Raw genomic sequence first — 21,535 nt, forward strand, 5'->3', positions numbered from 1 at the left:
GCGCATTGGTTCACAATGCGTTGTCGTCACGTTGCCATGGACTCCGGTAGTGAATCAGAACTCAGTCAGCTTGCGCCATTGGATGTGGCGCGCTTTCGTGCAGAGCGCGCTCATTCCTCTGATCCTGGTGGAGACCGTTCTGGTCGCTGCCTATCTGCTCAGCAACAACGCCATACGCGATGCGCAACTCGAGCATCTGCGCAGTACCGCACTCACCGACCTTCAAGCGGTGGCCTCGCAGGAAGCACGTCTGGTCAGCGAGCAGCTTCAGACGGTCAGTGAACTCGTCGGACTGTTTTCCGGACAGGTCAGCGAGGTCCTCTCGCGCCCCGGCTATCTGGATGATCCGGCCGAGCTCGGGCGCCTCGAACGTACGCCTGCCGGCGTGCTGTACAGCAGCAGTTACGATGGCCGCCCGGCTTCGTTCTATTCCTCAGTAACGCCCGCTGCGGCACAGGACGAGGAAAAGATCCTGCGGCTGGCGCAGCTCGATGGCCTGATGCGCGACATCGAGCGCAACAATGCTCTGGTCGCCGCGGTGTACTTCAACAGCCATGACAGCTACAACCGAATCTGGCCCTGGTTTCAGACGCGGGATCAGTATCCGCACGACATGGACATCGCGCAGTACAACTTCTATTACCTGGCCGATGCCGAGAATAACCCTGAGCGCAAGGTCGTCTGGACCGACAGCTACCTCGATCCTGCGGGGCTTGGCTGGATGATGTCGGCGCTCTCCCCGGTGTACGACGAAGACTTTCTCGAAGGGGTCGCCGGGCTCGATATTACTGTCGGCAACCTCCTCGGTGAAATCGCCCGTCTGAAAGTCCCGTGGGGCGGGTACGCGGTGCTGGTCAGTGAGGAGCTGAACATCATGGCGCTGCCGGCCCAGGGCGAGAAGGACCTGCAGCTGACCGAGCTCACCGACTACAGCTACAACGAAGCGATCCGCCAGGAGATCTTCAAGCCGGGCGACTTCAACCTGGTTCAGCGGCTCGACATGCGCGAACTGGGTTACCGGCTCGAAGAGGAGGACAGCGGGGTGATCGCGCTGTCTCTCGACGGCCAGGCGAAGCTGGCGGCCTGGGCCACAGTCCCGGAGACCGGCTGGCACTTGCTTACCATCGTCGATGAGGGTGCCATTTTCGCGCAGACAAACGAGCTGGCCCGGCATTACCGCAATATCGGCCTGCTGCTCATCGTTGGGCTGATCCTGTTCTATCTGGTGTTCTTCGCCGGGATGTGGATTCGTTCACGGCAGCTCAGCCGCCAGCTCCAGCGCCCCATCGAGCGCATCGGCGACATGATGAAGGAGATCGGCCGTGGCAACTGGCATCCGCAGGCCGCCCCGACGCGCATCGTCGAGCTGGAGCTGATGGCTGACACGACGCGTGAGGTCGGCCGTCAGTTGGCCGAGCTCGAGCATGGCCGCCAACGCGCGCGCGGGCAGGTCGATCGGGTCCTGGAGTCGACTACCGAGAGTCTGTGGGAGGTAGACGTCGCCAGTGAGCAGATTCATTTCCAGGGCAGGCTTCCCGAGCGCCTGGCGCTGGGTTCCGATACGCTCGTGCTGAGTGAATTTCTCCGCCGCGTTCACCCCGATGACCTGCAGGCCGCGCGAAGCAGTCTGTTGCCGCCTGACGAGCGCCGCAAGATCGAAGCGGAATACCGCCTGCGCGACGGGTCCGGAAGGTATCACTGGGTACTCGGCCGAGGAAGCGTGTCGCGGCGGGATGAAGCAGGCCGGGCGGCGGCAATTGCCGGCACGCATGTGGATATCGGCGCGCTCAAGGCAACCGAGGAGGCGTTACGCAGCGCCAGTCAGCAGGCTCAGGCTGCCAACCTTGCGAAGAGTCGCTTTCTTTCGAGCATGAGCCATGAACTGCGGACCCCGCTGAATATCATTCAGGGGTTTGCCCAGTTGCTCGAGCTCGATCTGTCTTCGGGCCCGGAGCATCGTCGCTTCCGGCATCAGGTGGAAGAAATTCTGAAGGCAACGCAGCATCTGGCGCTTCTGGTCGAGGACGTTCTCGATCTTGCGCGCATCGAGGCCGAGCGCCCGGAAATCCGCCTGGAAACCGTGGACGGCTGCGATGTGCTGCACGAGTGCGTCGAGCAGGTCCGGCCGGAAATCGATGCCGCCGGTTTGAGGCTGGTGATCCATGCGCCGGAGCAGGGCGTGCTGGTGCAGGCTGAGCCACGGCGGCTGCGACAGATACTGCTCAATCTGCTCAGCAACGCCATCAAGTACAACAGCGAGCAGGGCATCATTACGCTCGACTGCGTGGCGGTAGCGGGCCGCTGGCAGCTTCGCGTTACCGATACCGGCGTCGGCATCAGCCGGCTCAACCAGCGGCAGCTGTTCAAGCCGTTTCAGCGGCTGGGGCACGAAAACGGTCCCATCAAGGGCACGGGAATAGGGTTGTCGTTAAGTCGCGAGCTGGCCGGACTCATGGGCGGGCAACTGGGTTACGAAAGCGAGGAAGGCAAGGGCAGCTGCTTCTGGGTCGAACTGCCTGCCGCAACGCCCGAACCTGAGTCACGCCGATCCGGCGCGCAGCCTGGCGGCGAGCTGCTCGATGTGGTGTACGTCGAAGACGATCGCTCCAGCCGCATTCTGGTGGAGCACGCGCTGGCCGACATGGCGCGGGTGACGATGATTGCAAACGGTCTCGAGGCGCTGCACCGCATCGGCGAGCGGCCGCCACAATTGTTGCTGCTGGATATCGATCTGCCCGACATGCAAGGCGACAGGGTGTTGCGCTCACTGCGCAGCAGCGCGCGCACCCGGGACCTGCCGGTGATCGTCATCAGCGCCGGTGTAACGCCAGAGAACCGGGAACGCGTGGCCGACCTGGATGTCGCAGTGTATCTGACCAAGCCGTTGCAAATTCAGGACCTGCGTGATGCGGTGATGGAGGTTGTGCGGCAGCAATCGGGTAATCGATGAACCTGTGATGTAGAGAGGAGAGACCGATGTCCAATGAAGGTTATCACGAGCCGACGTCCGAACTCAGCGACGAGTCCCGCGACATGCACCGGGCGATCGTTTCGCTGATGGAGGAACTGGAGGCCGTAGACTGGTACAACCAGCGGATGGACGCGACCAAGGACGAGGAGCTGCGCAAGCTGCTGCAGCACAATCGCGACGAGGAGAAGGAGCACGCAGCGATGATGCTCGAATGGATCCGTCGACGTGACCCTGGCTTCGACGAACAGCTGCGCAAGTTCCTGTTCAAGGACGCCCCGATCGATCACGACTGAAGCAGTCCGGCAGCGGACGTTGCGTCCGCTGTGCTTTGGTTGTCGGCCGCTCAGTCCTCGCTGAGTTCGACCATCAGGTCGTCAGCCAGATTTTCCAGATCATTGCGCAGGGCGACCAGATCCGTCTGCGGCATCACGCCCAGGCGGGCCTGCGCGCGGAACAGCATGTCGGCACTCATGGGTGCCGGCGTGCACTGGGTTTCCAGTTCTTCCACGTTCACGCCGTGGCTCACCAGTATCTGCGACACCTCGTGAACGATGCCCGGCCGATCGTTGCCCACCAGGCTCAGGTGCAGCACGCTGTGTTCACCTTCATCAGCCATGCCGCTGACTGTGACCTGTATGTTGATTTCCTGCGCCTTCAGCGCGTCCAGATCCAGGCGCAGGGCGTCGACCCTGTCGCTGGCGATGTCGACCCGCAGAATCCCGGCAAACTGCCCGGCCATGCGCGCCATGCGGCTCTCCAGCCAGTTGCCACCGTGGCGGGTAATGGCCTGGGCGATGCTTTCGACGAGGCCCGGCTTGTCTGCCGAGATTACCGTGAGTACGAGCGGAGTGGTCATGCATGGCTCCTGATCTGTGGCGCCTCTGGCGCGTGGTTTGGCGCGGGTGCGCGGTCAGTCATGGTAGTAGCGGCCGTCCCCGGTCGCCATCATGTCCTGGCAGGACGCCTCGAGATTCTCGAAATCGTATTCGGATAGACCTACATATTCGAGTATCTGCGCTCCGACTGCGTCCCACTCGTGGTCGTTCTGGCTGTTACCCAGCACGCGATAGGCCTGGCAGATGTGTTCGGCCATCTTCAGAACCGCCAGCAGATTCTTCAGCTCGACATCACGGGTGCTGGGCTCGGCGAAGACCTGCTGGGCGTTGTGGTGGCTGGCGATCGCCTCGCACAGATGCCGCGGCAGCAGCCACGACTTGGCGGTGAAATAGCCGATCACCGCGTGGTTGGTGTTCAGGCGCTGGTTCTCGATGTCCACGATTCGCTGGCCAGCCTGCGAATAGGACTCCTCCATCACTTCGATATAGTAGGGAAAGCGCGCCAGCATCAGCGGGATACCGCAATTGTGGAACAGCCCCAGCGCGTACGCTTCGTCCGGTTCCAGACAGCCGATGCGCTTGGCCAGTGTCATGCAGGTCATGGCTACGTCCTGGGCGCTGTCCCAGAAGCGGTTCAGGTTGACGATGTTTTCGTCAGTCAGCTCGCCGCGAATGGATTGTGCGTTGACGATGTTGATGACCCGCCTGACGCCAAGCAGGTTGACCGCCTGCTGGATCGAGGTGATGCGGTTGGCCAGGCCGAAGAAGGGCGAGTTGACGATCTTAAGCAGGCTGCCGGAGAGGCCCGGGTCCTGACTGATCAGGCGCGCGATGACCTTGAGATCCGGGTCCGGCATGACCTGCTCCATCTGCAGATCGACCATGATCTGTGGTTGCGGCGGCACACTGATGCCCTGCAGTGCGTGCCTGATCTGCTCATCCGTAAGATCGTTTCCCATCGACTGCTACTCTGTAATGGCCCGAATGCCGAGTTTAGCCGGAGACCGCGCGGCTTGGCACCCGTATAATGCGCGGCCTCGTGTTTTTCATTTCCCTCGTTCCGGAGTTTGCATGAACCTTCCCAGCCTGCGCTTGAAATCCAACAGCGACCGTCGCCTGAAGGGAGGACACCTCTGGGTGTTCAGCAACGAGGTGGATATTGACCAGACGCCTCTCACTGCGCTGCAAGCCGGGCAGGAAGTGGTAATCGAAAGCGCGCAGGGCAAGGCGCTGGGGCTGGCCACGGTCAGCCCGAACAATCTCATCTGCGCACGGCTGCACAGCCGGGACGTCGACCATCGCCTGGACAAGTCATTGCTGGTGCATCGGTTCAAGGTGGCACTGAGCTTGCGCGAAAAACTTTTCGACAAGCCGTTCTACCGACTGGTCTACGGCGATTCCGATCTGCTGCCCGGGCTGGTGATCGATCGCTTCGGTGATCATTTCGTCGTGCAGATCTCCACGCCCGGCATGGAGCAGGCGCGGGACGCGGTGGTCGAGGCGCTGGTACAGGTTTTCAAGCCTGCAGGCGTACTGTTCAAGAACGACAACGCCGCGCGGAGCCTTGAAGGGCTCTCGGCCTATGTCGAGGTCGCCCATGGAGATGTGCCCGAGCGGGTGGCGCTGGAAGAAAACGGCGTGCGCTTCGAAGCGCCCGTCTGGCATGGACAGAAAACCGGCTGGTTCTACGACCACCGCACGAACCGCGCGCGCCTGGCGCCGTACGTCAACGGCAAGCGAGTCCTCGATCTGTACAGTTACATCGGCGGCTGGGGTGTTCAGGCCGCCGTCTTCGGCGCCAGTGAAGTAATGTGTGTCGATAGCTCCGCGCCCGCGCTGGATCTGGTCGAGCACAACGCGCAGCTGAACGGCGTGGCCGAAAAGATGGCTGTGGTGGAAGGCGACGTGATGGACGCTTTGCGCGAACTCAAATCCGCTGGGGAAAAGTTCGACGTAGTCATCGCCGATCCGCCGGCTTTCATCAAGAAGCGCAAGGACATCCGCAACGGTGAAGGGGCTTACCGCCGGCTGAACGAGCAGGCAATGCGTCTGCTCAATCGCGATGGCATTCTCGTCTCGGCCTCCTGCTCCATGCACCTGGCGGAAGACAGCCTGCGCGACATCCTGCTGGCCTCCAGCCGACATCTGGACCGCCATCTGGTCATTGCCGAGCGCGGCTTTCAGGGCGCCGACCATCCGCTGCATCCGGCTATTCCGGAGACCGGGTATATCAAGGCGTATTTTTGCCGGGTGCTGCCTGTTTGAGCTTGTAGAAAACCGGTGCTTGCCGGTCCGTGCAAGCGATCCGCAAGACCGGCCCCGGGCCGGACACGCAGCGAGTACATCCATGTAGCTCGGCCGCGGCATCCCTGCCGCGGACGGCCCGGCCCGGGGCCGGTCTTGCGGCTCGCGTTGGGCTGCGAGGCGTCGGATCAAAAACCTGTCGCCCGCACACGGTCTGTACGAGCATTCCACAGGCGGAGGGTAGAGCAAGTCTCCAAAACAGGGATGTTTTGGTGAAGCCTCCAGGGATGGATTCACGGCGTCTTGCGGCACCCTCTGCCTGTGGAAGGCGGTGCGCACGGTAATCAACAGCGCTTACCGCCCTAATCGGTGAGCCAGCACGGGTCATTACATCAACTTCACCCGAGTCCGCCGCGTCGTTATCCGCGCAAACTGATTACCGGCCAGGCGTGCGCCAGCGCGTGCGCATGCAACGTATCGTCAGGGTCCACCGCGACCGGGTGGTCGACCATGCGCAGTAGCGGCAGATCGTTCTGCGAGTCGCTGTAGAAGTAACTGCCCGCCAGACTCTCCCCGTTTTCTTCCAGCCAGCGCTGCAGGCGCGTCACCTTTCCCTCACGGAAGCAGGGCACGTCCGTGGTGCGGCCGGTGTAACGACCCTCGGCACGCTCGCATTCGGTTGCCAGCAGAATGTCTATCCCCAGCTTGCGCGCTATGGGAGCGGTGACGAAGCGGTTGGTCGCGGTGATGATCATCAAGGTGTCGCCGGCCTGGCGGTGCTGCTCGATCAGATCGAGCGCAGCCGGCAGTATGATCGGATCGATCTTGGCAGCCATGAATTCCGCATGCCAGGCGTCGAGCTGGTCATCGGGATGCTGGCCGAGCAGCTCCAAGGCGAAGTTCAGATACTCTTCGATGTCCAGCGTACCCGCTGCATACGCTTCGGCAAACGCATCGTTACGCGCGCGGTAGGCCTGTGCATCGACCAGATTGCGCGAGCTGATGAAGTCGCCCCAGGCGTGATCGCTGTCGCCGCCGAGAAGGGTATTGTCGAGATCGAAAATTGCCAGTGCCACCGGAGAGCTCCCCGTCGAAGTGATTGTTTTTCCTGTCAGAGCGAAGCATAAAGCAGTCGCCCTGCAAATGCTTGACTGCCTGCGGATATAGGCAATTGCTGCCCCGAGCGTCTTTGTGGAACAATGCGGTGAATAGCATGAAAAGAGATGCAGGCTGTGATCGATCCCGATGGTTTCCGTCCAAATGTAGGCATTATCCTGACCAATGGGTTGGGGCAGGTGCTGTGGGCTCGCCGCATCGGTCAGGACGCCTGGCAATTTCCGCAGGGCGGTATCCAGCGGAACGAGAGTCCTGAGCAGGCCCTGTATCGGGAACTTCACGAAGAAGTCGGCCTGATGCCGGAAGATGTCGAGATTCTCGCCTGCACCCGCGGTTGGCTGCGTTACCGTCTTCCGCAGCGCCTGATTCGGAGCCATTCCCAGCCGGTGTGTGTCGGGCAGAAGCAGAAATGGTTCCTGCTGCGCCTCACCGCTGACGAAGCACGCGTCTGCATGACCAAGAGCGCCAAGCCCGAGTTCGATGGCTGGCGCTGGGTCAGCTACTGGTATCCCCTCGGCCAAGTGGTCGCCTTCAAGCGTGACGTCTATCGGCGGGCGATGAAGGAACTGGCGCCGCGCCTGCCGCTCGGCGAACTCTCGGAGTGTTGAGCATGCTCGCAACGCTGCGCCGCATCGTCCAGGAGGTCAATTCCGCACGGGATCTGACCAGCGCCCTGGATATCATCGTGCAGCGGGTGCGAGGCGCCATGGGCACAGAAGTGTGCTCGGTCTATCTGCTCGACCCCGACTCGACCCGCTACGTGCTGATGGCAACGGAAGGCTTGAACAAGGCCGCCGTGGGCGTCGTCAGCATGGGCACCAATGAAGGTCTGATCGGTTACGTCGGAGCGCGTGAGGAGCCGGTCAATCTGGAGGATGCCGCTTCGCATCCCCGCTTTCGTTATTTTGCCGAGACCGGTGAGGAGCGCTTCGCCTCCTTCCTCGGCGTGCCGATCATCCACCACCGCCGGGTGATGGGTGTGCTGGTCGTTCAGCAGAAGGAACGGCGCCAGTTTGACGAAGGTGAAGAAGCCTTCCTGGTGACCATGAGCGCCCAGCTGGCGGGCGTCATCGCCCACGCCGAGGCAACCGGATCGATCCGCGGGCTTGGCTGGGGCGGGGAGGTCGTTCAGGACACCCGTTTCGATGCCGTCCCGGGCGCTCCGGGGGTTGCCATCGGCCAGGCCGTGGTGATTCTGCCTCCGGCCGATCTCAAGGCGGTGCCGGACAAGACCGTCACTGACATCCAGGCAGAAATTGATCTGTTCCGCGATGCGGTTGCAGCGGTGCGCAGCGACATGCAGGCGCTCTCGGTCAAGCTGTCTCCGCAGCTGCGTCCTGAAGAGCTGGCGCTGTTCGATGTGTATCAGATGATGCTCGACGACGCTGCGCTGGGTAACGAGGTACGCGAGGTCATCAACCGCGGCCAGTGGGCGCAGGGCGCCCTGCGCGACGTGGTCACCGCACACGTGACCCGGTTCGAACTGATGGATGATCCGTACCTGCGCGAGCGCGCCTCGGACGTCAAGGACCTCGGCCGGCGCATTCTGGCCTACCTGCAGGAAGCCGGACGGCAGGAACGGGTGTTTCCGGACCAGACGATTCTGGTCAGCGAAGAGCTGTCCCCGGTCATGCTTGGCGAGGTGCCCAAGGAAAAGCTGGTCGGTCTGGTCTCGGTCCTTGGGTCCGGGAGCTCACACGTCGCCATCCTCGCCCGGGCCATGGGCGTGCCGACGGTCATGGGTGCGCTCGATCTGCCGTACACCCGGATGGACGGTCTCGAACTGATCGTCGACGGTAATCACGGTGAGGTTTACTGCAATCCCTCTGCAGAGCTGCGGCGCCACTACCTTGAGCTGATCAGCGAAGAACGCGAGCTGGTGCAGGGCCTTGAACAGCTGCGCGATGTGCCCTGCGTCACGCCGGACGGACACCGCATGCCGCTGCTGGTCAATACCGGCCTGCTGGCAGACGTGGCCAGGTCACTGGATCGTGGCGCTGAAGGGGTAGGCCTGTACCGCACCGAAGTACCGTTCATGATCAAGGACCGCTTCCCCAGCGAGAAGGAGCAGCAGGCGACTTATCGCGAGCAGCTGGAGGCCTTCCACCCGCTACCGGTCACTATGCGTACGCTCGACATCGGTGGTGACAAGGCGCTGACCTATTTCCCGATCAAGGAAGACAACCCGTTCCTCGGCTGGCGTGGCATTCGCGTCACGCTCGACCACCCGGAAATTTTCCTGGTGCAGACCCGTGCCATGCTCAAGGCCAGCCAGGGGCTGAACAACCTGCGAATCATGCTGCCCATGATCAGCAGCCCGTTCGAGGTCGAAGAGGCTCAGCATCTGATTCACCGCGCCTACAGCGAGGTGCTCGACGAAGGCGTCGACGTGCCGATGCCACCGGTGGGCGTGATGATTGAAGTGCCTGCTGCCGTGTACCAGGCGCGTGAGCTGATTCAACTGGTCGACTTCCTTTCGGTGGGTACCAACGACCTCACCCAATACCTGCTGGCAGTGGATCGCAACAATCCACGCGTTGCCGATCTCTATCACTCCATGCATCCGGCCGTGTTGCAGGCGCTGATCAGGGTGTCTGCCGCCTGCCGGGAAGCGGGCAAGCCGATGAGCGTGTGCGGAGAGATGGCAGGAGACCCGGCCGCTGCGGTGTTGCTGATGGCCATGGGTTGCGATGTGCTATCGATGAATGCGACCAACCTGCCGCGCGTGAAGTGGCTGCTCCGGCAGATCACCCTGAGCGATGCCAAGGCGTTACTCGACGAGGTCATCGAGCTGGACAATCCGCACCTGGTTCAAGCAACCCTGCATCTGGCCTTGCGCAACATGGGGCTGGGCAGGGTACTCAGTCAGGGTCGCTGAGGCCGGCTTTCCGTCTGGAATTCGTAGCGCACCTCGCCGAGTGGAGTGGCGTTCGGACCAAAACTTCTTTCAACGAATTCGATTCGTTCATCCTCCGTTATTCTCAGCAGCGAGCTGGCCCTTGTGCCATATGTCTCACCGATGATGAATGCCGCCGAAAGTGCCCGCTCCCATTCCTGGCTTACACCTGTGCGCGGCAGCTGCTCGTCGGGGTACTGTTGCGGATCGGCCAGCAGGGCAATCAGCTGCTCGGCAGAGCCCTGCTCGGCTTCCTGCAGGCCGGAGCGCAGCGCGACGAGCTTGGGCCAGGCTGTGTCGAGCGAAGCGTTGGACAAGCCGTAGTACCCGGGGGCAAGTGCGCTCGGTATTGCTTCCCGGCTGTTGAGGTAACAGAGCAGGTCGCGGTCGCCGACCAGCAGATTGAAAGCGCCGTACTCCGTGCAGCGAGGTGCGAGCTCTTCGAGATACGCCTGGGGGGACACCGATGATGCGAGGAAGCCTGCAACCAGTTCACCGCGCGAGCGTGTACCCACCGCCATCCCGGAAGCGCGGACGTTGGTGAGCGCGGCAAACCGGCCGCTGCGTGTCACGCCCAGCCACGTGCCGCGCGCTTGCAGATCTTGCCCTGCGAGGAGGTCCGGGTGACCGTCTTCGTCCCAGAACGCAGCAGGGCGCGTCGGGCGGGCGTGAAATTCGTCGCGATTCCCGAGCAGTAACAGACGGTGCCCGGCTTGCTGCCAGGCGAAGGCAATCAAGCACATCGCAATCTCCAGTCGAGCCGGCAGTGTAGCGTGAGGGCAGGCTCGACTGGAACGGCCTCTTACGGGTCGACCACCACTACCGGTTGCAGCCCGTCGGCGAGCAGGCCGGTCGCGATGACCGTGTAGATACTGCCTGCAGCCAGCGCGGTTCCGGGTAGATCGATCACTGCGGTGCCGTCACCTCCGCCGGCGGGTCGTACTTCCAGATCATAGCTGCCGGCTGATACTTCGAAGTAGTCCGACGCCGTGAAGTACGGTACGCCCGCCAGCCCGGCAAGAATGGCGCCGTTTGCGAGCACGTCCACATCGGGAGCGTCCGGCGCCGCATGAATCACGCGAACCAGCACGTTGTCTCCCTCGACAGGGCTGCGCTCGTCGACCAGGGTGCGCAATTCGAAGGCGGTATTACCGCTGCCACCGAGCAGACCGGTCGCCAGCACGCTGTAGGCCATCCCGGCCTCGGCTTCGACCTCAAGCTCGGCGACGGGGCTTGTGGTGTTCTGCGCCGCGACACCAATCCGATAGGTACCCGGCAACACCGTCAGATACTCGCTGATATCGCGAAAGCTCGCAGTGACGCCCACAGGCTCTCCGTCGACCAGCACATCGACCGTCGGCGCGTCAGGTGACAAATGCATCGCGCGGACCAGGGCACGCTGATCTTCCAGCGTTACGAACGCCGGGTCATTGAGCAGCGCGACCAGCGAGACTGGAGACAGTCCGGACTCACGGTCAATGGCGCCGACAAAGTAGGAAAGGCCGTTCTCGAAATCGACGAAGCCGGAGTCGTAGACCACGGTATCGTCACCCGCCGAGGTCAGCCGTACGCGGTAGCTGTCGACCGGCAGTTCCAGATAGTTGTCGGTGTCCTCTCCCGGAGCGAAGTCGCTGATGACGGGCTCACCCAGTGCCTCCTCCGTGTCGAGGTATACATCAACCGGACCGGCCTGTACCGCCGCGTGAAGGAGAAATAGGCGGAAGAAGCCCTCTGCAGGTGTGTCGCGGTCATCCATGATGGTCAACAGATCGAATGCGTTTGCATCACTGCCTTCGAGCAACCCGTACGCCACTACGGTGTAGGCCGTATCGGCCACAGGCGTGATGGTGGTCTCGAAAGCCGGCTCCGAAGCGCTATCCGCGCCGGCCGCGCGGACGGCCACCGTCAGCGGCTCGGCCGGTACACGCGTAAAGGACGTCGCTTCACCGAACGGCAGCGCCGCAATAGCACGAGTGCCATTGATATAGATATCGACATCGGGAGCGTCCGCTGCAGCATGGAACACGCGGAGATCGGCTCCGGGATCGCCCGCAGGGGGCGCGACAGGTGAATCGTTGCTGCTGCTGCCACCGAGGCAGCCGCCCAGCGCCAGAGACATCAGCGCGACCAGCATGATGAGAAGACGGTTCACGGGGATACTCCTTGTGTGGATGGAAATGGCGCACTGCTGCATCGCCGACCACAAGTTCAGTTCATGACCTTTACAAAAGCTATACAGAAGCTTTTCAAAACCTATACCGAATGTTTCGTAAGCGAGCGGGAGCGGGCGCTGAGGGCCATTCCGTTTGCAGTCGCTGCGTATGGCAGCGCCATTTCCGTTAAACTGTCGGGCTTGATCTGTCGGCGCCAGTCAATGGCGGGAGTGAGCGGGTGGAGTTCTTGATTTATCTGGTGCTGGGTGGTTTTGCCGGGACGCTCGCCGGGCTGTTCGGCGTGGGCGGAGGCATGATCATCGTGCCCGTTCTGGTGTACAGCTTTGCCGCCCAGGGCTTTTCGTCCGAGGTCCTCACCCACATGGCGGTGGGCACGTCGCTGGCGACCATCGCTTTCACCTCGATCAACGCCATTAGAGCGCACCACTTGAAAGGTGCCGTACGCTGGCCGCTGTTCGTCTGGATGACGCTGGGCATCATCCTTGGATCAGTAGCCGGTGCCCTGACTGCTGCCCTCCTCGAAGGCCCTCTGCTGCAGCGGATCATCGGCGTGTTTGCCATCTGCGTGGCTATCCAGATGGCATTCGAGCTCAAGCCGAAGGCCGGGCGCGAAGTGCCCGGTAAGCCGGGATTGGCTGCGGCTGGCGGTGTGATCGGCTGGGCGTCCGCCATTTTTGGTATCGGGGGCGGTTCCCTGACCGTGCCTTTCCTGGTCTGGCGGAGCGTGCCGATGCAGCAGGCGGTGGCCACCTCATCTGCCTGCGGGCTGCCGATTGCCGTCAGCGGTGCGATCAGCTTCATATGGACCGGCTGGCAGGCCCAGCCGTTGCCCGAGTGGAGCCTGGGATATATCTATCTGCCGGCATTGGTCGGGATCGCCGCGACCAGTATGCTGTTCGCAGGGTTCGGCGCGAGACTGGCTCATCGGCTTTCGCAGCGCCTGCTCAAACGCCTGTTTGCCCTGCTGTTGCTGGGCGTTGGAATCAACTTCCTCGTGTAGGGATGCTCATGTTGCCTTATCCTCAAATCGACCCGGTGGCCGTTTCGCTGGGCCCGCTGCAGATTCACTGGTACGGCCTGATGTACCTGATCGGGATTGGCGGAGCCTGGTGGCTGGCCGGTCGCCGTCTGGAGCAGTTCGATCCGACATGGTCCAGAGAAAAGCTGTCGGACCTGGTGTTCTGGGTCGCGCTGGGTGTCATTGCTGGCGGGCGGTTGGGCTACGTGCTGTTTTATGACCTGCCGGCTTACATCAATGATCCGAGCCTGGTTCTGCAGATATGGCGCGGGGGCATGTCCTTCCATGGCGGGTTGATCGGCGTACTGCTGGCGGTTGGCTGGTTTGCATGGCGCAACAACAAGCGCTTTTTCGATCTGATGGACTTCATTGCACCGTTGGTACCGATCGGCCTGGGCGCTGGCCGTATCGGCAACTTTATCAATGCCGAACTGTGGGGCAAGCCCACAGACGTGCCCTGGGCGATGGTATTCCCGACCGATCCGCTGCAACTGGCGCGACATCCGTCGCAGCTTTACCAGTTTGCGCTGGAGGGGGTTGCCCTGTTCATCATTCTCTGGCTGTATTCAAGCAAGCCACGCCCAACCATGGCCGTCAGCGGGCTGTTCGGCATCTGCTACGGTACCTTCCGCTTCCTGGTCGAATTCGTCCGCGAGCCGGATGCGCATATCGGCTACCTCGCCTTCGGTTGGCTGACCATGGGCCAGGTACTGTGTATTCCCATGATTCTGATCGGCGCCGGCATGATGGCCTGGGCCTATCGCAACGAGAGTGCAACGCGTGAAACAGTATCTTGATCTGATGCGGCAGGTCCGCGAGAACGGCACCTTCAAGAGCGACCGGACCGGTACCGGGACCTACAGCGTGTTCGGGCATCAGATGCGCTTCGATCTGGCCGAAGGCTTCCCGCTGGTGACGACCAAGAAATGCCACCTGCGCTCGATCATCATCGAGCTGCTGTGGTTTCTGCGCGGGGACACCAATATTGCGTATCTGAAGGAAAACGGCGTGTCCATCTGGGACGAATGGGCCGACGAGAACGGTGATCTCGGGCCTGTCTACGGTTACCAGTGGCGGTCATGGCCGGCGCCGAATGGCGAGTCGATCGATCAGATCGGCAAGCTGGTGCAGATGATTCGCAGCAATCCCGATTCGCGTCGCCTGATCGTCTCGGCATGGAATCCCGCGCTGGTCGATCAGATGGCGCTGCCACCATGCCATGCCCTGTTTCAGTTCTACGTCGCGGATGGTCGGCTCAGTTGTCAGCTGTATCAGCGCTCGGCCGATATCTTTCTCGGCGTGCCCTTCAATATCGCCAGCTACGCCCTGCTGACCCTGATGGTCGCGCAGGTGTGCGATCTGCAGCCGGGCGAATTTATCTGGACCGGGGGGGATTGCCATCTGTATGCCAATCATCTGGAACAGACGGACCTTCAGCTGAGCCGCGAGCCGTTGCCGCTGCCGACGATGAAGCTCAATCCACAGGTAAAGGATCTTTTCGCCTTCACCTATGAAGACTTCGAACTGGTGGGCTATCAGGCGCACCCGCACATCAAGGCGCCGGTCGCGGTATGAGTATGATTGCAGCACCCCGGGTGGCGATGATCGCGGCGATGGCGCACAACAGGGTGATCGGTCGCGAGAACCAGTTGCCGTGGCATCTGCCGGAGGATCTGAAGTACTTTCGCGGCGTGACCTGGGGCAAGCCGATCATCATGGGGCGCAAGACCTTCGATTCGCTGGGTCGGCCGCTGCCTGGCCGCACCAACATCGTGGTCACCGGGCAGACCCATCTGCAGCTGCCGGGTGCACGGATAGCCGGATCGCCGGACGAGGCGCTGGACATTGCCTTTGCTCAGGCTGCGCTGGATGCCGTGGACGAAGTCATGGTGATCGGTGGCGCGACCCTGTATGAGCAGCTCATGGCACGAGCTGACCGGCTGTACCTGACGCGAGTGGAGATCAGCCCGCCGGGCGATGCATGGTTTCCGGAGTTCGATGAAGGGCAGTGGCGGCTGGTTCAGGAACGCGTAGTGGCGGAAGGCGACGGCCACCCGGCACACCGCTATCAGGTGCTGGACAGGCTACCGGACTGATCGAGCAGCTCGTCGAGGGGCCGCGGCTTGCCGATCCAGTAGCCCTGGAGGAAGTCACCGCCCCAGCTCGACAGCTGCTCGGCCGACTGCGCGTTTTCAACGTAATTGGCCGTAACTTGCTTGTCCAGGCTGCGCGCCAGCTTGATCAGATTGCGCAGGTAGGTGGCATGGTCGGTGTCCTGCTCACTCGTCAGTTCACGTGTGTCGACCTTGATGCCCTTGATGGGTAATCGGGTCAGATATCCTAGGGCGCCGTATTCTGCGCCGAAGTGATCCAGCCAGATGTCCACGCCCAGGGCGTTGAGCGACTGGCACAACTGGGCGGCCTGCTCTGCGTGCTTGAGCAGGGCGGCTTCGCGCAATTCCAGCTGAACGACCCCGGGCGGCACCTTGCTCTTGGCCAGAAGTTGTCTGAGCTGATCGGCGAACCGGGGTTGCTTGAGTTCCCGGTCGCTGAGGTTGATGGACAGTCGGCAGTCGACCCCGGCTGCGCGCCACGACTTGACGGCGGCCAGCGCCTGACTGATTACCCAGTGGCCCATGGGCAGAATCAATCCGCTGTGTTCGGCCAGCTTGAGGAAGGCATCGGGAGACAGCAGTCCCAGCTGCGGGTGTTGCCAGCGCAGCAGCGCTTCCCACGAGACGGTATCCCCGGTTCGGGTATCAACGATAGGCTGGTAGTGCAGACGGAACTGCCCTTCCAGCAGACCATGACGCAGCCCCTGTTCGATATCCAGGTTATGCCGCGTCTGCGCCTGCTCCTCGGGATTGAAGAAACTGTAGCCATTGCGCCCGTTCGCCTTGGCCCGGTAAAGCGCCTGGTCGCCGTGATGCAGCAGTTCGGTCGCCGAATGTCCGTGCTGTGGGTACAGCGCGATGCCGACGCTGGCCGAGATGAGCAGGTGGTGGCCGCTCAGGGTGATCGGTTCGCTCAGTGTATGAATGATCTTGCTGGCGATGAGCGCGGCATCGTTGGGATCGGCGACGTTGCGCAACAGCGCGACGAATTCGTCTCCGCCGATACGCGCAATCAGGTCATCCTGGCGCATGGTCCGCCGCAGGCGGTTGGCGATGACGGCCAGCAGCAGATCACCCAGGCCATGGCCGAAGCTGTCATTGATCTGCTTGAAGTAATCGAGGTCGATGTAGAGCAGGGCGAAAGCGGAGGCGCTGCGTTTGCCCTGGATCAGCAGGCGGTCAAGCTCTTCTTCCAGTCGTGCCCGATTGCCCAGGCCGGTGAGAGGGTCCTGCTTGGCCTGACGTTCGAGCTTGCTGCCGCTGTCGCGCCGCAGCTGACCGTGCAGCAGGGCACGGTCGACCTGGTCGGCATCGATGCTCGTTCGCACCAGTACATCGTCTGCGCCCTGTTCGATGGCACGGCTGTCACCCTGAGCATCACCGCCTTCGCTGATGAGAATACACAGGGTATCCACCGCCACTCGGCGGATGTCCTGCAAGAGGCTCAGGTCGTTGGGCAGCAGACAGGCAAAAAACACGTTCTGCCCCGCCCGGTGTACCGCCTCGCGGGGCTGAGTGCAGATGTCTACCTCGAAGGAGGCGAGCGCGGGCTGCCGAAACAGGGAGAGCATGTGCTCTCGCTTGTTCGGGTCGGCTTCTACCAGCAGCAGTTTGCGTGCGGTTGTGCCCATTACGTCCGTGCCTAGCGAGGAGTGAAACGCGTCCATGATCGCGTTATGACCTCATTATGTTAGCTCGTTCACATTCCACTGACAGTACTTTTGACCGATCAGTGGTAATTAATGCGGACAGGTGGTAGGGCTGGAGCCCTCTAATGGCGGGGTTTTGACGGTTCATCGGCGGGTTTTGCGCTGATGCCGGATTGCTGGCGCGAACTGGTGGCCCTGGCGGGCACGATGATCATGGCTTGATGACGCAGCGACGTCTCCGGGCGGGGACGTCGCTGCGACGAGCGCTCAGCCGTCGAGCATCGCCTTGTCGCGCACGGCGCCCTTGTCGGCACTGGTAGCCAGCAACGCATAGGCCTTCAACGCCGTGGTGACCTTGCGCGGCCTGGCTTCGACCGGCTTCCATCCCTTGCGATCCTGCTCGGTGCGGCGGTCGGCCAGCTCCTCGTCGCTCACCAGCAGATTGATGCTGCGGTTGGGTATGTCGATCAGAACCTTGTCGCCGTCGCGGACCAGGCCGATGGCGCCGCCGGCCGCGGCTTCAGGGGAAGCGTGACCTATCGACAGGCCCGATGTGCCCCCCGAGAAGCGGCCGTCGGTGAGCAGGGCGCAGTCCTTTCCCAGTCCCTTGGACTTGAGATACGAGGTCGGATACAGCATTTCCTGCATGCCCGGTCCGCCCTTGGGGCCTTCGTAGCGGATGATAACGATGTCGCCGGGCTTCACCTCGTCGGCGAGGATGCCCTTTACCGCGCTGTCCTGACTCTCGAAGATTTTCGCGTTGCCCTCGAAGACATGGATCGACTCGTCGACCCCGGCGGTCTTCACCACGCAGCCATCCAGCGCGATGTTGCCGTACAGTACGGCGAGCCCACCTTCGGCCGAATAGGCATTTTCCACGCTGCGAATGCAGCCGTTGGCGCGGTCATCATCCAGCGTGTCCCAGCGGGTCGACTGGCTGAAGGCAGTCTGCGTCGGAATGCCGGCCGGTCCGGCCCTGAAGAAGGTGTGCACCTGCTCATCATCGGTCTGGGTAATGTCCCAGCGCGCGATTGCTTCTTCCATGCTCGGGCTGTGGACGGTGGAGACGTCGGTATGCAGCAGGCCACCGCGCGCCAGTTCACCGAGAATGCCGAACACGCCCCCGGCGCGGTGCACGTCCTCCATGTGGTACTTCTGAATGTTCGGGGCCACCTTGCACAGCTGCGGAACCTTGCGCGATAGCCGGTCGATATCCCGCAGATCGAACGGAATCTCGGCTTCCTGTGCTGCGGCAAGCAGGTGCAGGATGGTGTTGGTGGAGCCGCCCATGGCGATGTCCAGCGTCATGGCGTTTTCGAACGCCTTGAAATTGGCCACATTGCGAGGCAGGACGCTTTCGTCTCCGTCGCCATAGTAGCGCTTGCAAAGCTCCACCGCGGTACGACCGGCACGCAGGAACAGCTGCTCGCGGTCCGAATGCGTGGCGAGAGTCGAACCGTTGCCCGGCAGCGACAGGCCCAGGGCTTCGGTCAGGCAGTTCATCGAGTTGGCCGTGAACATCCCGGAGCAGCTGCCGCAGGTCGGGCAGGCGCTGCGCTCGTATTCGGCAACCTTCTCATCGCTGGCGCTTTCGTCGGCGGCGATCACCATCGCATCCACCAGATCCAGGCCGTGGCTCGCCAGTTTGGTCTTGCCGGCTTCCATCGGGCCGCCGGAAACGAATACCACCGGGATGTTCAGGCGCAGCGCGGCCATCAGCATGCCGGGGGTGATCTTGTCGCAGTTGGAGATACAGACGATGGCGTCGGCACAATGCGCGTTGACCATGTACTCGACCGAGTCCGCGATGATTTCGCGCGAGGGCAGGGAATACAGCATGCCGTCGTGCCCCATGGCGATGCCATCGTCCACGGCGATGGTGTTGAATTCCTTGGCAACGCCGCCGGCGCGTTCGATTTCCCGAGCCACCAGTTGCCCCAGGTCCTTCAGATGGACGTGACCGGGCACGAACTGCGTGAAGGAGTTTGCGATCGCGATGATGGGTTTCTTGAAGTCCTCGTCTTTCATGCCGGTGGCGCGCCACAGCGCACGCGCGCCGGCCATGTTGCGGCCGAAGGTCGAGGTTTTCGAGCGATAATCAGGCATCTGGGGTGGTCTCGTTATGCGTTGCTAGCCGGCTAGCATATCAAGTTTGCTTCAGACCTCACAGGCGGGCTCATCAGGTGCCGGCCCTGCATAGCGCTCCCATCGGCTATCCTCTTTCGGTCAACCTGTTACGTCAGTGGAGTACGTATGACCGATTCGACCTACACGCCGCCGAAGGTCTGGACCTGGGACAAGGCCAGCGGTGGCCAGTTTGCCAACATCAACCGTCCCGTTGCGGGGCCGACGCATGACAAGACGTTGCCGCGCGGCAAGCATCCCCTGCAGCTGTACTCGCTGGCCACGCCCAACGGCGTCAAGGTCACCATCCTGCTTGAAGAGCTGCTCGCCAGGGGCTTCGATGGAGCGGAATATGACGCCTACCTGATCCGCATTGGCGAGGGCGATCAGTTTGGCAGCGGTTTCGTCGAGCTCAATCCGAACTCCAAGATTCCGGTACTGCTTGATCAGAGCGTCGAGCCCGCACAGCGCGTCTTCGAGTCTGGCTCGATCCTGCTCTATCTGGCGGAAAAATTCGGTGCGTTCATTCCGCAGGGCGTGGCCGGGCGAACCGAGTGCCTGAACTGGCTGTTCTGGCAGATGGGCAGCGCGCCGATGCTCGGTGGTGGCTTCGGGCATTTCTACGCCTATGCGCCGGAGAAGTACGAGTACCCGATTAACCGCTACGCGATGGAGGTCAAGCGACAGCTCGATGTGCTTGATCGACAGCTTGCAGATCACGCGTTCATCGCTGGCGACGAATACAGCATCGCTGATATGGCCATCTGGCCCTGGTATGCAGGGGTGGCTACCAACCAGGTGTACGGCGCAGCCGAGTTCCTGCAGACCCACACCTACCGGAATCTGCTGCGCTGGGCTGAGGAGATCGGCGAGCGGCCGGCGGTGAAGCGCGGTCGGATGGTCAATCGGACCTGGGGTGATCCTTCGGAGCAGTTGGCCGAACGGCACGACGCCAGCGATTTCGACCTCCGCACGGCGGACAAGCTCGACAAGCGGAGCTGAAGCCCGGCTGCCGGGCCAGCTCGTCCGGCGCGCTACAGGGCCTTCTCGAAGACCTTGGAATTGCGCTGATAGTTGTACAGCTGCGCCCGTTTGGCCGGCAAACGCTCGACCGAGCTGGGCACGAAGCCGCGTTCGCGGAACCAGTGGGCGGTGCGCGTGGTGAGCACGAACAGCGTGTCGATCTTCATCGTGCGCGCCTGCGCCTCGATGTGCTCGAGCAACTGGTCGCCGCGCTTGCCGTGCCGATAGTTCGGGTCGATAGCCACACAGGCGAGCTCGGCTGAGGTGGACTCTTCCAAGGGGTACAGCGCAGCGCAGCCGATGATCATCCCGTCGCGTTCGATGATGGTGAACTGGCCGATCTCGCGTTCAAGCACTTCCCGAGACCGACGCACCAGAATGCCTGCTTCCTCGAGCGGCCGAAGCAGCTCGAGCAGCCCGCCGACATCTTCGATGGTTGCCGTGCGGATGTGCTCGAACTGTTCCTGGGTGACCAGGGTGCCACCGCCGTCGCGGGTAAACAGCTCGGTCAGCAGCGCACCGTCATCGGCGAAGCTGACGATATGGCTGCGCCGTAGCCCCGAATTGCAGGCCTTGCAGGCGGCCGCGAGCAGTGTGCCGGGCAGGCTGTTGCCGAGCCTGGCCAGAATCGGTAGCGCCCGGGTCGGCTTGAGCTCGCGCAGCAGGTTGCCCTGATCGTCGAAGATGCCGGTGTCGGGCCCGAACAGGATCAGCTTGTCTGCCTCCAGCGAGCTGGCAGCACTGGTGGCAACGTCTTCACAGGCAAGATTGAATACCTCGCCCGTCGGTGAGTAGCCGATGGATGACAAAAGCACGATGGACTCTTCGTCCAGGTGCCGGTTGATCGCCTTGCGATCGATGCGCCGCACCTCGCCGGTGTGGTGGAAGTCCACCCCGTCGACCACGCCGATCGGTTTGGCCGTCACGAAATTGCCGCTGACCACGCGTAGTCTCGGCCCCTGACCAGAGGCTACGCACAGCGCCGCCTCGATGGCGATACGCAGGCTGCCCACGGCGTCCATGACCGAAGCCAGGGTATCGCTGTCAGTGATCCGCAAATCGTTGTGATAACGCGAGGCGACGCCGCGTGCGGTCTGGCGCTCTTCGATCTGCGGACGCGAACCATGCACCAGCACAAGCCGCACGCCCAGGCTGTTGAGCAGCATGATGTCGTGGACGATGTTGATGAAGTTGGGATGAGCCAGCGCCTCCCCGGGCAGCAACACGACGAAGGTGGTGTCTCGATGCGTGTTGATGTACGGCGTTGAATGACGAAACCAGTTGACGTAGTCGGACATGGCGCTGTTCCGCAGAAAAGGGCAGTGTAGGGACAATGGTCGGCCGGCATCAAGCATCGCACGCAATGTAAG

The 21,535-nt window shown here is 62.3% G+C and carries 18 protein-coding genes; 10 read left to right on the plus strand and 8 right to left on the minus strand.

The annotated features are described in order from the left end of the window. Positions 1-49: 49 nt before the first annotated feature. Positions 50-2,950, plus strand: a complete 2,901-nt coding sequence (locus tag KEM63_RS02465) for a hybrid sensor histidine kinase/response regulator (protein WP_223654636.1) — start codon at positions 50-52, stop codon at positions 2,948-2,950. A 26-nt stretch (positions 2,951-2,976) separates the two neighbouring features. Continuing rightward, positions 2,977-3,264, plus strand: a complete 288-nt coding sequence (locus tag KEM63_RS02470; RefSeq protein ID WP_093391179.1) for an encapsulin-associated ferritin-like protein — start codon at positions 2,977-2,979, stop codon at positions 3,262-3,264. 50 nt (positions 3,265-3,314) lie between these two features. Here the strand turns inward: KEM63_RS02470 and KEM63_RS02475 are convergent, their stop codons facing one another. Beyond that, complete coding sequence (locus KEM63_RS02475) at positions 3,315-3,827, minus strand: glycine cleavage system transcriptional repressor (protein WP_223654637.1); 513 nt, start codon at positions 3,825-3,827, stop codon at positions 3,315-3,317. Between the two features lie 54 nt (positions 3,828-3,881). Then, positions 3,882-4,766, minus strand: coding sequence for an HDOD domain-containing protein (locus tag KEM63_RS02480; RefSeq protein ID WP_223654638.1), 885 nt, complete (start codon positions 4,764-4,766; stop codon positions 3,882-3,884). Positions 4,767-4,878: 112 nt separating this feature from the next. On the opposite strand from KEM63_RS02480, the gene KEM63_RS02485 reads away from it, so the two are divergent. Next, positions 4,879-6,072: a class I SAM-dependent rRNA methyltransferase gene (locus KEM63_RS02485; protein ID WP_223654639.1), complete on the plus strand. Its 1,194-nt coding sequence runs from the start codon at positions 4,879-4,881 to the stop codon at positions 6,070-6,072. 398 nt (positions 6,073-6,470) lie between these two features. Here the strand turns inward: KEM63_RS02485 and KEM63_RS02490 are convergent, their stop codons facing one another. Then, positions 6,471-7,127 (minus strand): histidinol-phosphatase, encoded by a 657-nt coding sequence (locus tag KEM63_RS02490; protein WP_223654640.1) that lies wholly within the window; start codon positions 7,125-7,127, stop codon positions 6,471-6,473. A 156-nt stretch (positions 7,128-7,283) separates the two neighbouring features. On the opposite strand from KEM63_RS02490, the gene rppH reads away from it, so the two are divergent. Both rppH and ptsP read left to right on the plus strand, forming a co-directional pair. Then, the gene (rppH, locus tag KEM63_RS02495) at positions 7,284-7,775 is read left to right on the plus strand and encodes an RNA pyrophosphohydrolase (RefSeq protein WP_223655793.1); all 492 of its coding nucleotides are present in this window, start codon (positions 7,284-7,286) and stop codon (positions 7,773-7,775) included. Between the two features lie 2 nt (positions 7,776-7,777). Beyond that, positions 7,778-10,045, plus strand: coding sequence for a phosphoenolpyruvate--protein phosphotransferase (gene ptsP / locus KEM63_RS02500; RefSeq protein ID WP_223654641.1), 2,268 nt, complete (start codon positions 7,778-7,780; stop codon positions 10,043-10,045). Here the strand turns inward: ptsP and KEM63_RS02505 are convergent. Both KEM63_RS02505 and KEM63_RS02510 read right to left on the minus strand, forming a co-directional pair. Next, positions 10,033-10,806, minus strand: coding sequence for an NRDE family protein (locus KEM63_RS02505; protein WP_223654642.1), 774 nt, complete (start codon positions 10,804-10,806; stop codon positions 10,033-10,035). The genes ptsP and KEM63_RS02505 overlap by 13 nt on opposite strands. Positions 10,807-10,865: 59 nt before the next feature. Next, positions 10,866-12,215 carry a DUF4397 domain-containing protein gene (locus tag KEM63_RS02510; RefSeq protein ID WP_223654643.1) on the minus strand — a complete coding sequence of 450 codons (1,350 nt, stop codon included), beginning with the start codon at positions 12,213-12,215 and terminating at the stop codon, positions 10,866-10,868. A 239-nt stretch (positions 12,216-12,454) separates the two neighbouring features. On the opposite strand from KEM63_RS02510, the gene KEM63_RS02515 reads away from it, so the two are divergent. Genes KEM63_RS02515 through KEM63_RS02530 form a run of 4 tightly spaced genes read left to right on the plus strand, consistent with a single transcriptional unit; the run spans position 12,455 to position 15,351 of the window. Further along, a complete protein-coding gene (locus tag KEM63_RS02515) occupies positions 12,455-13,237 on the plus strand; it encodes a sulfite exporter TauE/SafE family protein (RefSeq protein ID WP_223654644.1) in 783 nt (260 codons plus the stop codon). 8 nt (positions 13,238-13,245) lie between these two features. Next, positions 13,246-14,052, plus strand: a complete 807-nt coding sequence (gene lgt / locus KEM63_RS02520) for a prolipoprotein diacylglyceryl transferase (protein ID WP_223654645.1) — start codon at positions 13,246-13,248, stop codon at positions 14,050-14,052. Beyond that, complete coding sequence (locus KEM63_RS02525) at positions 14,036-14,830, plus strand: thymidylate synthase (RefSeq protein ID WP_223654646.1); 795 nt, start codon at positions 14,036-14,038, stop codon at positions 14,828-14,830. The genes lgt and KEM63_RS02525 overlap by 17 nt, the downstream gene beginning before the upstream one ends. A gap of 2 nt (positions 14,831-14,832) precedes the next feature. Beyond that, positions 14,833-15,351 (plus strand): dihydrofolate reductase, encoded by a 519-nt coding sequence (locus KEM63_RS02530; RefSeq protein WP_223655794.1) that lies wholly within the window; start codon positions 14,833-14,835, stop codon positions 15,349-15,351. Here KEM63_RS02530 and KEM63_RS02535 read toward each other — a convergent pair. Together KEM63_RS02535 and ilvD are read right to left on the minus strand one after the other, a co-directional pair. Further along, entirely contained in the window at positions 15,324-17,000 is a 1,677-nt protein-coding gene (locus tag KEM63_RS02535; RefSeq protein WP_223654647.1) for a putative bifunctional diguanylate cyclase/phosphodiesterase, read from the minus strand. The two genes, KEM63_RS02530 and KEM63_RS02535, sit on opposite strands and share 28 nt — an antisense overlap. 285 nt (positions 17,001-17,285) lie before the next feature. Then, positions 17,286-19,124 carry a dihydroxy-acid dehydratase gene (gene ilvD / locus KEM63_RS02540; protein ID WP_223654648.1) on the minus strand — a complete coding sequence of 613 codons (1,839 nt, stop codon included), beginning with the start codon at positions 19,122-19,124 and terminating at the stop codon, positions 17,286-17,288. A 147-nt stretch (positions 19,125-19,271) separates the two neighbouring features. On the opposite strand from ilvD, the gene yghU reads away from it, so the two are divergent. Then, positions 19,272-20,144 carry a glutathione-dependent disulfide-bond oxidoreductase gene (gene yghU, locus KEM63_RS02545; RefSeq protein WP_223654649.1) on the plus strand — a complete coding sequence of 291 codons (873 nt, stop codon included), beginning with the start codon at positions 19,272-19,274 and terminating at the stop codon, positions 20,142-20,144. Between the two features lie 32 nt (positions 20,145-20,176). On the opposite strand, the gene argA is transcribed toward yghU, so the two are convergent. Then, positions 20,177-21,463: an amino-acid N-acetyltransferase gene (gene argA / locus KEM63_RS02550; protein WP_223654650.1), complete on the minus strand. Its 1,287-nt coding sequence runs from the start codon at positions 21,461-21,463 to the stop codon at positions 20,177-20,179. Between the last annotated feature and the right edge of the window lie 72 nt (positions 21,464-21,535).

It is taken from the genome of Halopseudomonas nanhaiensis (assembly GCF_020025155.1).
Taxonomy (GTDB): Bacteria; Pseudomonadota; Gammaproteobacteria; order Pseudomonadales; family Pseudomonadaceae; genus Halopseudomonas; species Halopseudomonas nanhaiensis.

Bases quoted from the DNA above. Each gene is read 5' to 3' on its own strand.
- ptsP (WP_223654641.1), top strand. From the start codon at position 7,778: ATGCTCGCAACGCTGCGCCGCATCGTCCAGGAGGTCAATTCCGCACGG.
- KEM63_RS02505 (WP_223654642.1), bottom strand. From the start codon at position 10,806: ATGTGCTTGATTGCCTTCGCCTGGCAGCAAGCCGGGCACCGTCTGTTA.
- argA (WP_223654650.1), bottom strand. From the start codon at position 21,463: ATGTCCGACTACGTCAACTGGTTTCGTCATTCAACGCCGTACATCAAC.
- KEM63_RS02485 (WP_223654639.1), top strand. From the start codon at position 4,879: ATGAACCTTCCCAGCCTGCGCTTGAAATCCAACAGCGACCGTCGCCTG.
- KEM63_RS02470 (WP_093391179.1), top strand. From the start codon at position 2,977: ATGTCCAATGAAGGTTATCACGAGCCGACGTCCGAACTCAGCGACGAG.
- ilvD (WP_223654648.1), bottom strand. From the start codon at position 19,124: ATGCCTGATTATCGCTCGAAAACCTCGACCTTCGGCCGCAACATGGCC.
- yghU (WP_223654649.1), top strand. From the start codon at position 19,272: ATGACCGATTCGACCTACACGCCGCCGAAGGTCTGGACCTGGGACAAG.
- KEM63_RS02535 (WP_223654647.1), bottom strand. From the start codon at position 17,000: ATGGGCACAACCGCACGCAAACTGCTGCTGGTAGAAGCCGACCCGAAC.
- lgt (WP_223654645.1), top strand. From the start codon at position 13,246: ATGTTGCCTTATCCTCAAATCGACCCGGTGGCCGTTTCGCTGGGCCCG.
- KEM63_RS02530 (WP_223655794.1), top strand. From the start codon at position 14,833: ATGATTGCAGCACCCCGGGTGGCGATGATCGCGGCGATGGCGCACAAC.
- KEM63_RS02475 (WP_223654637.1), bottom strand. From the start codon at position 3,827: ATGACCACTCCGCTCGTACTCACGGTAATCTCGGCAGACAAGCCGGGC.
- KEM63_RS02480 (WP_223654638.1), bottom strand. From the start codon at position 4,766: ATGGGAAACGATCTTACGGATGAGCAGATCAGGCACGCACTGCAGGGC.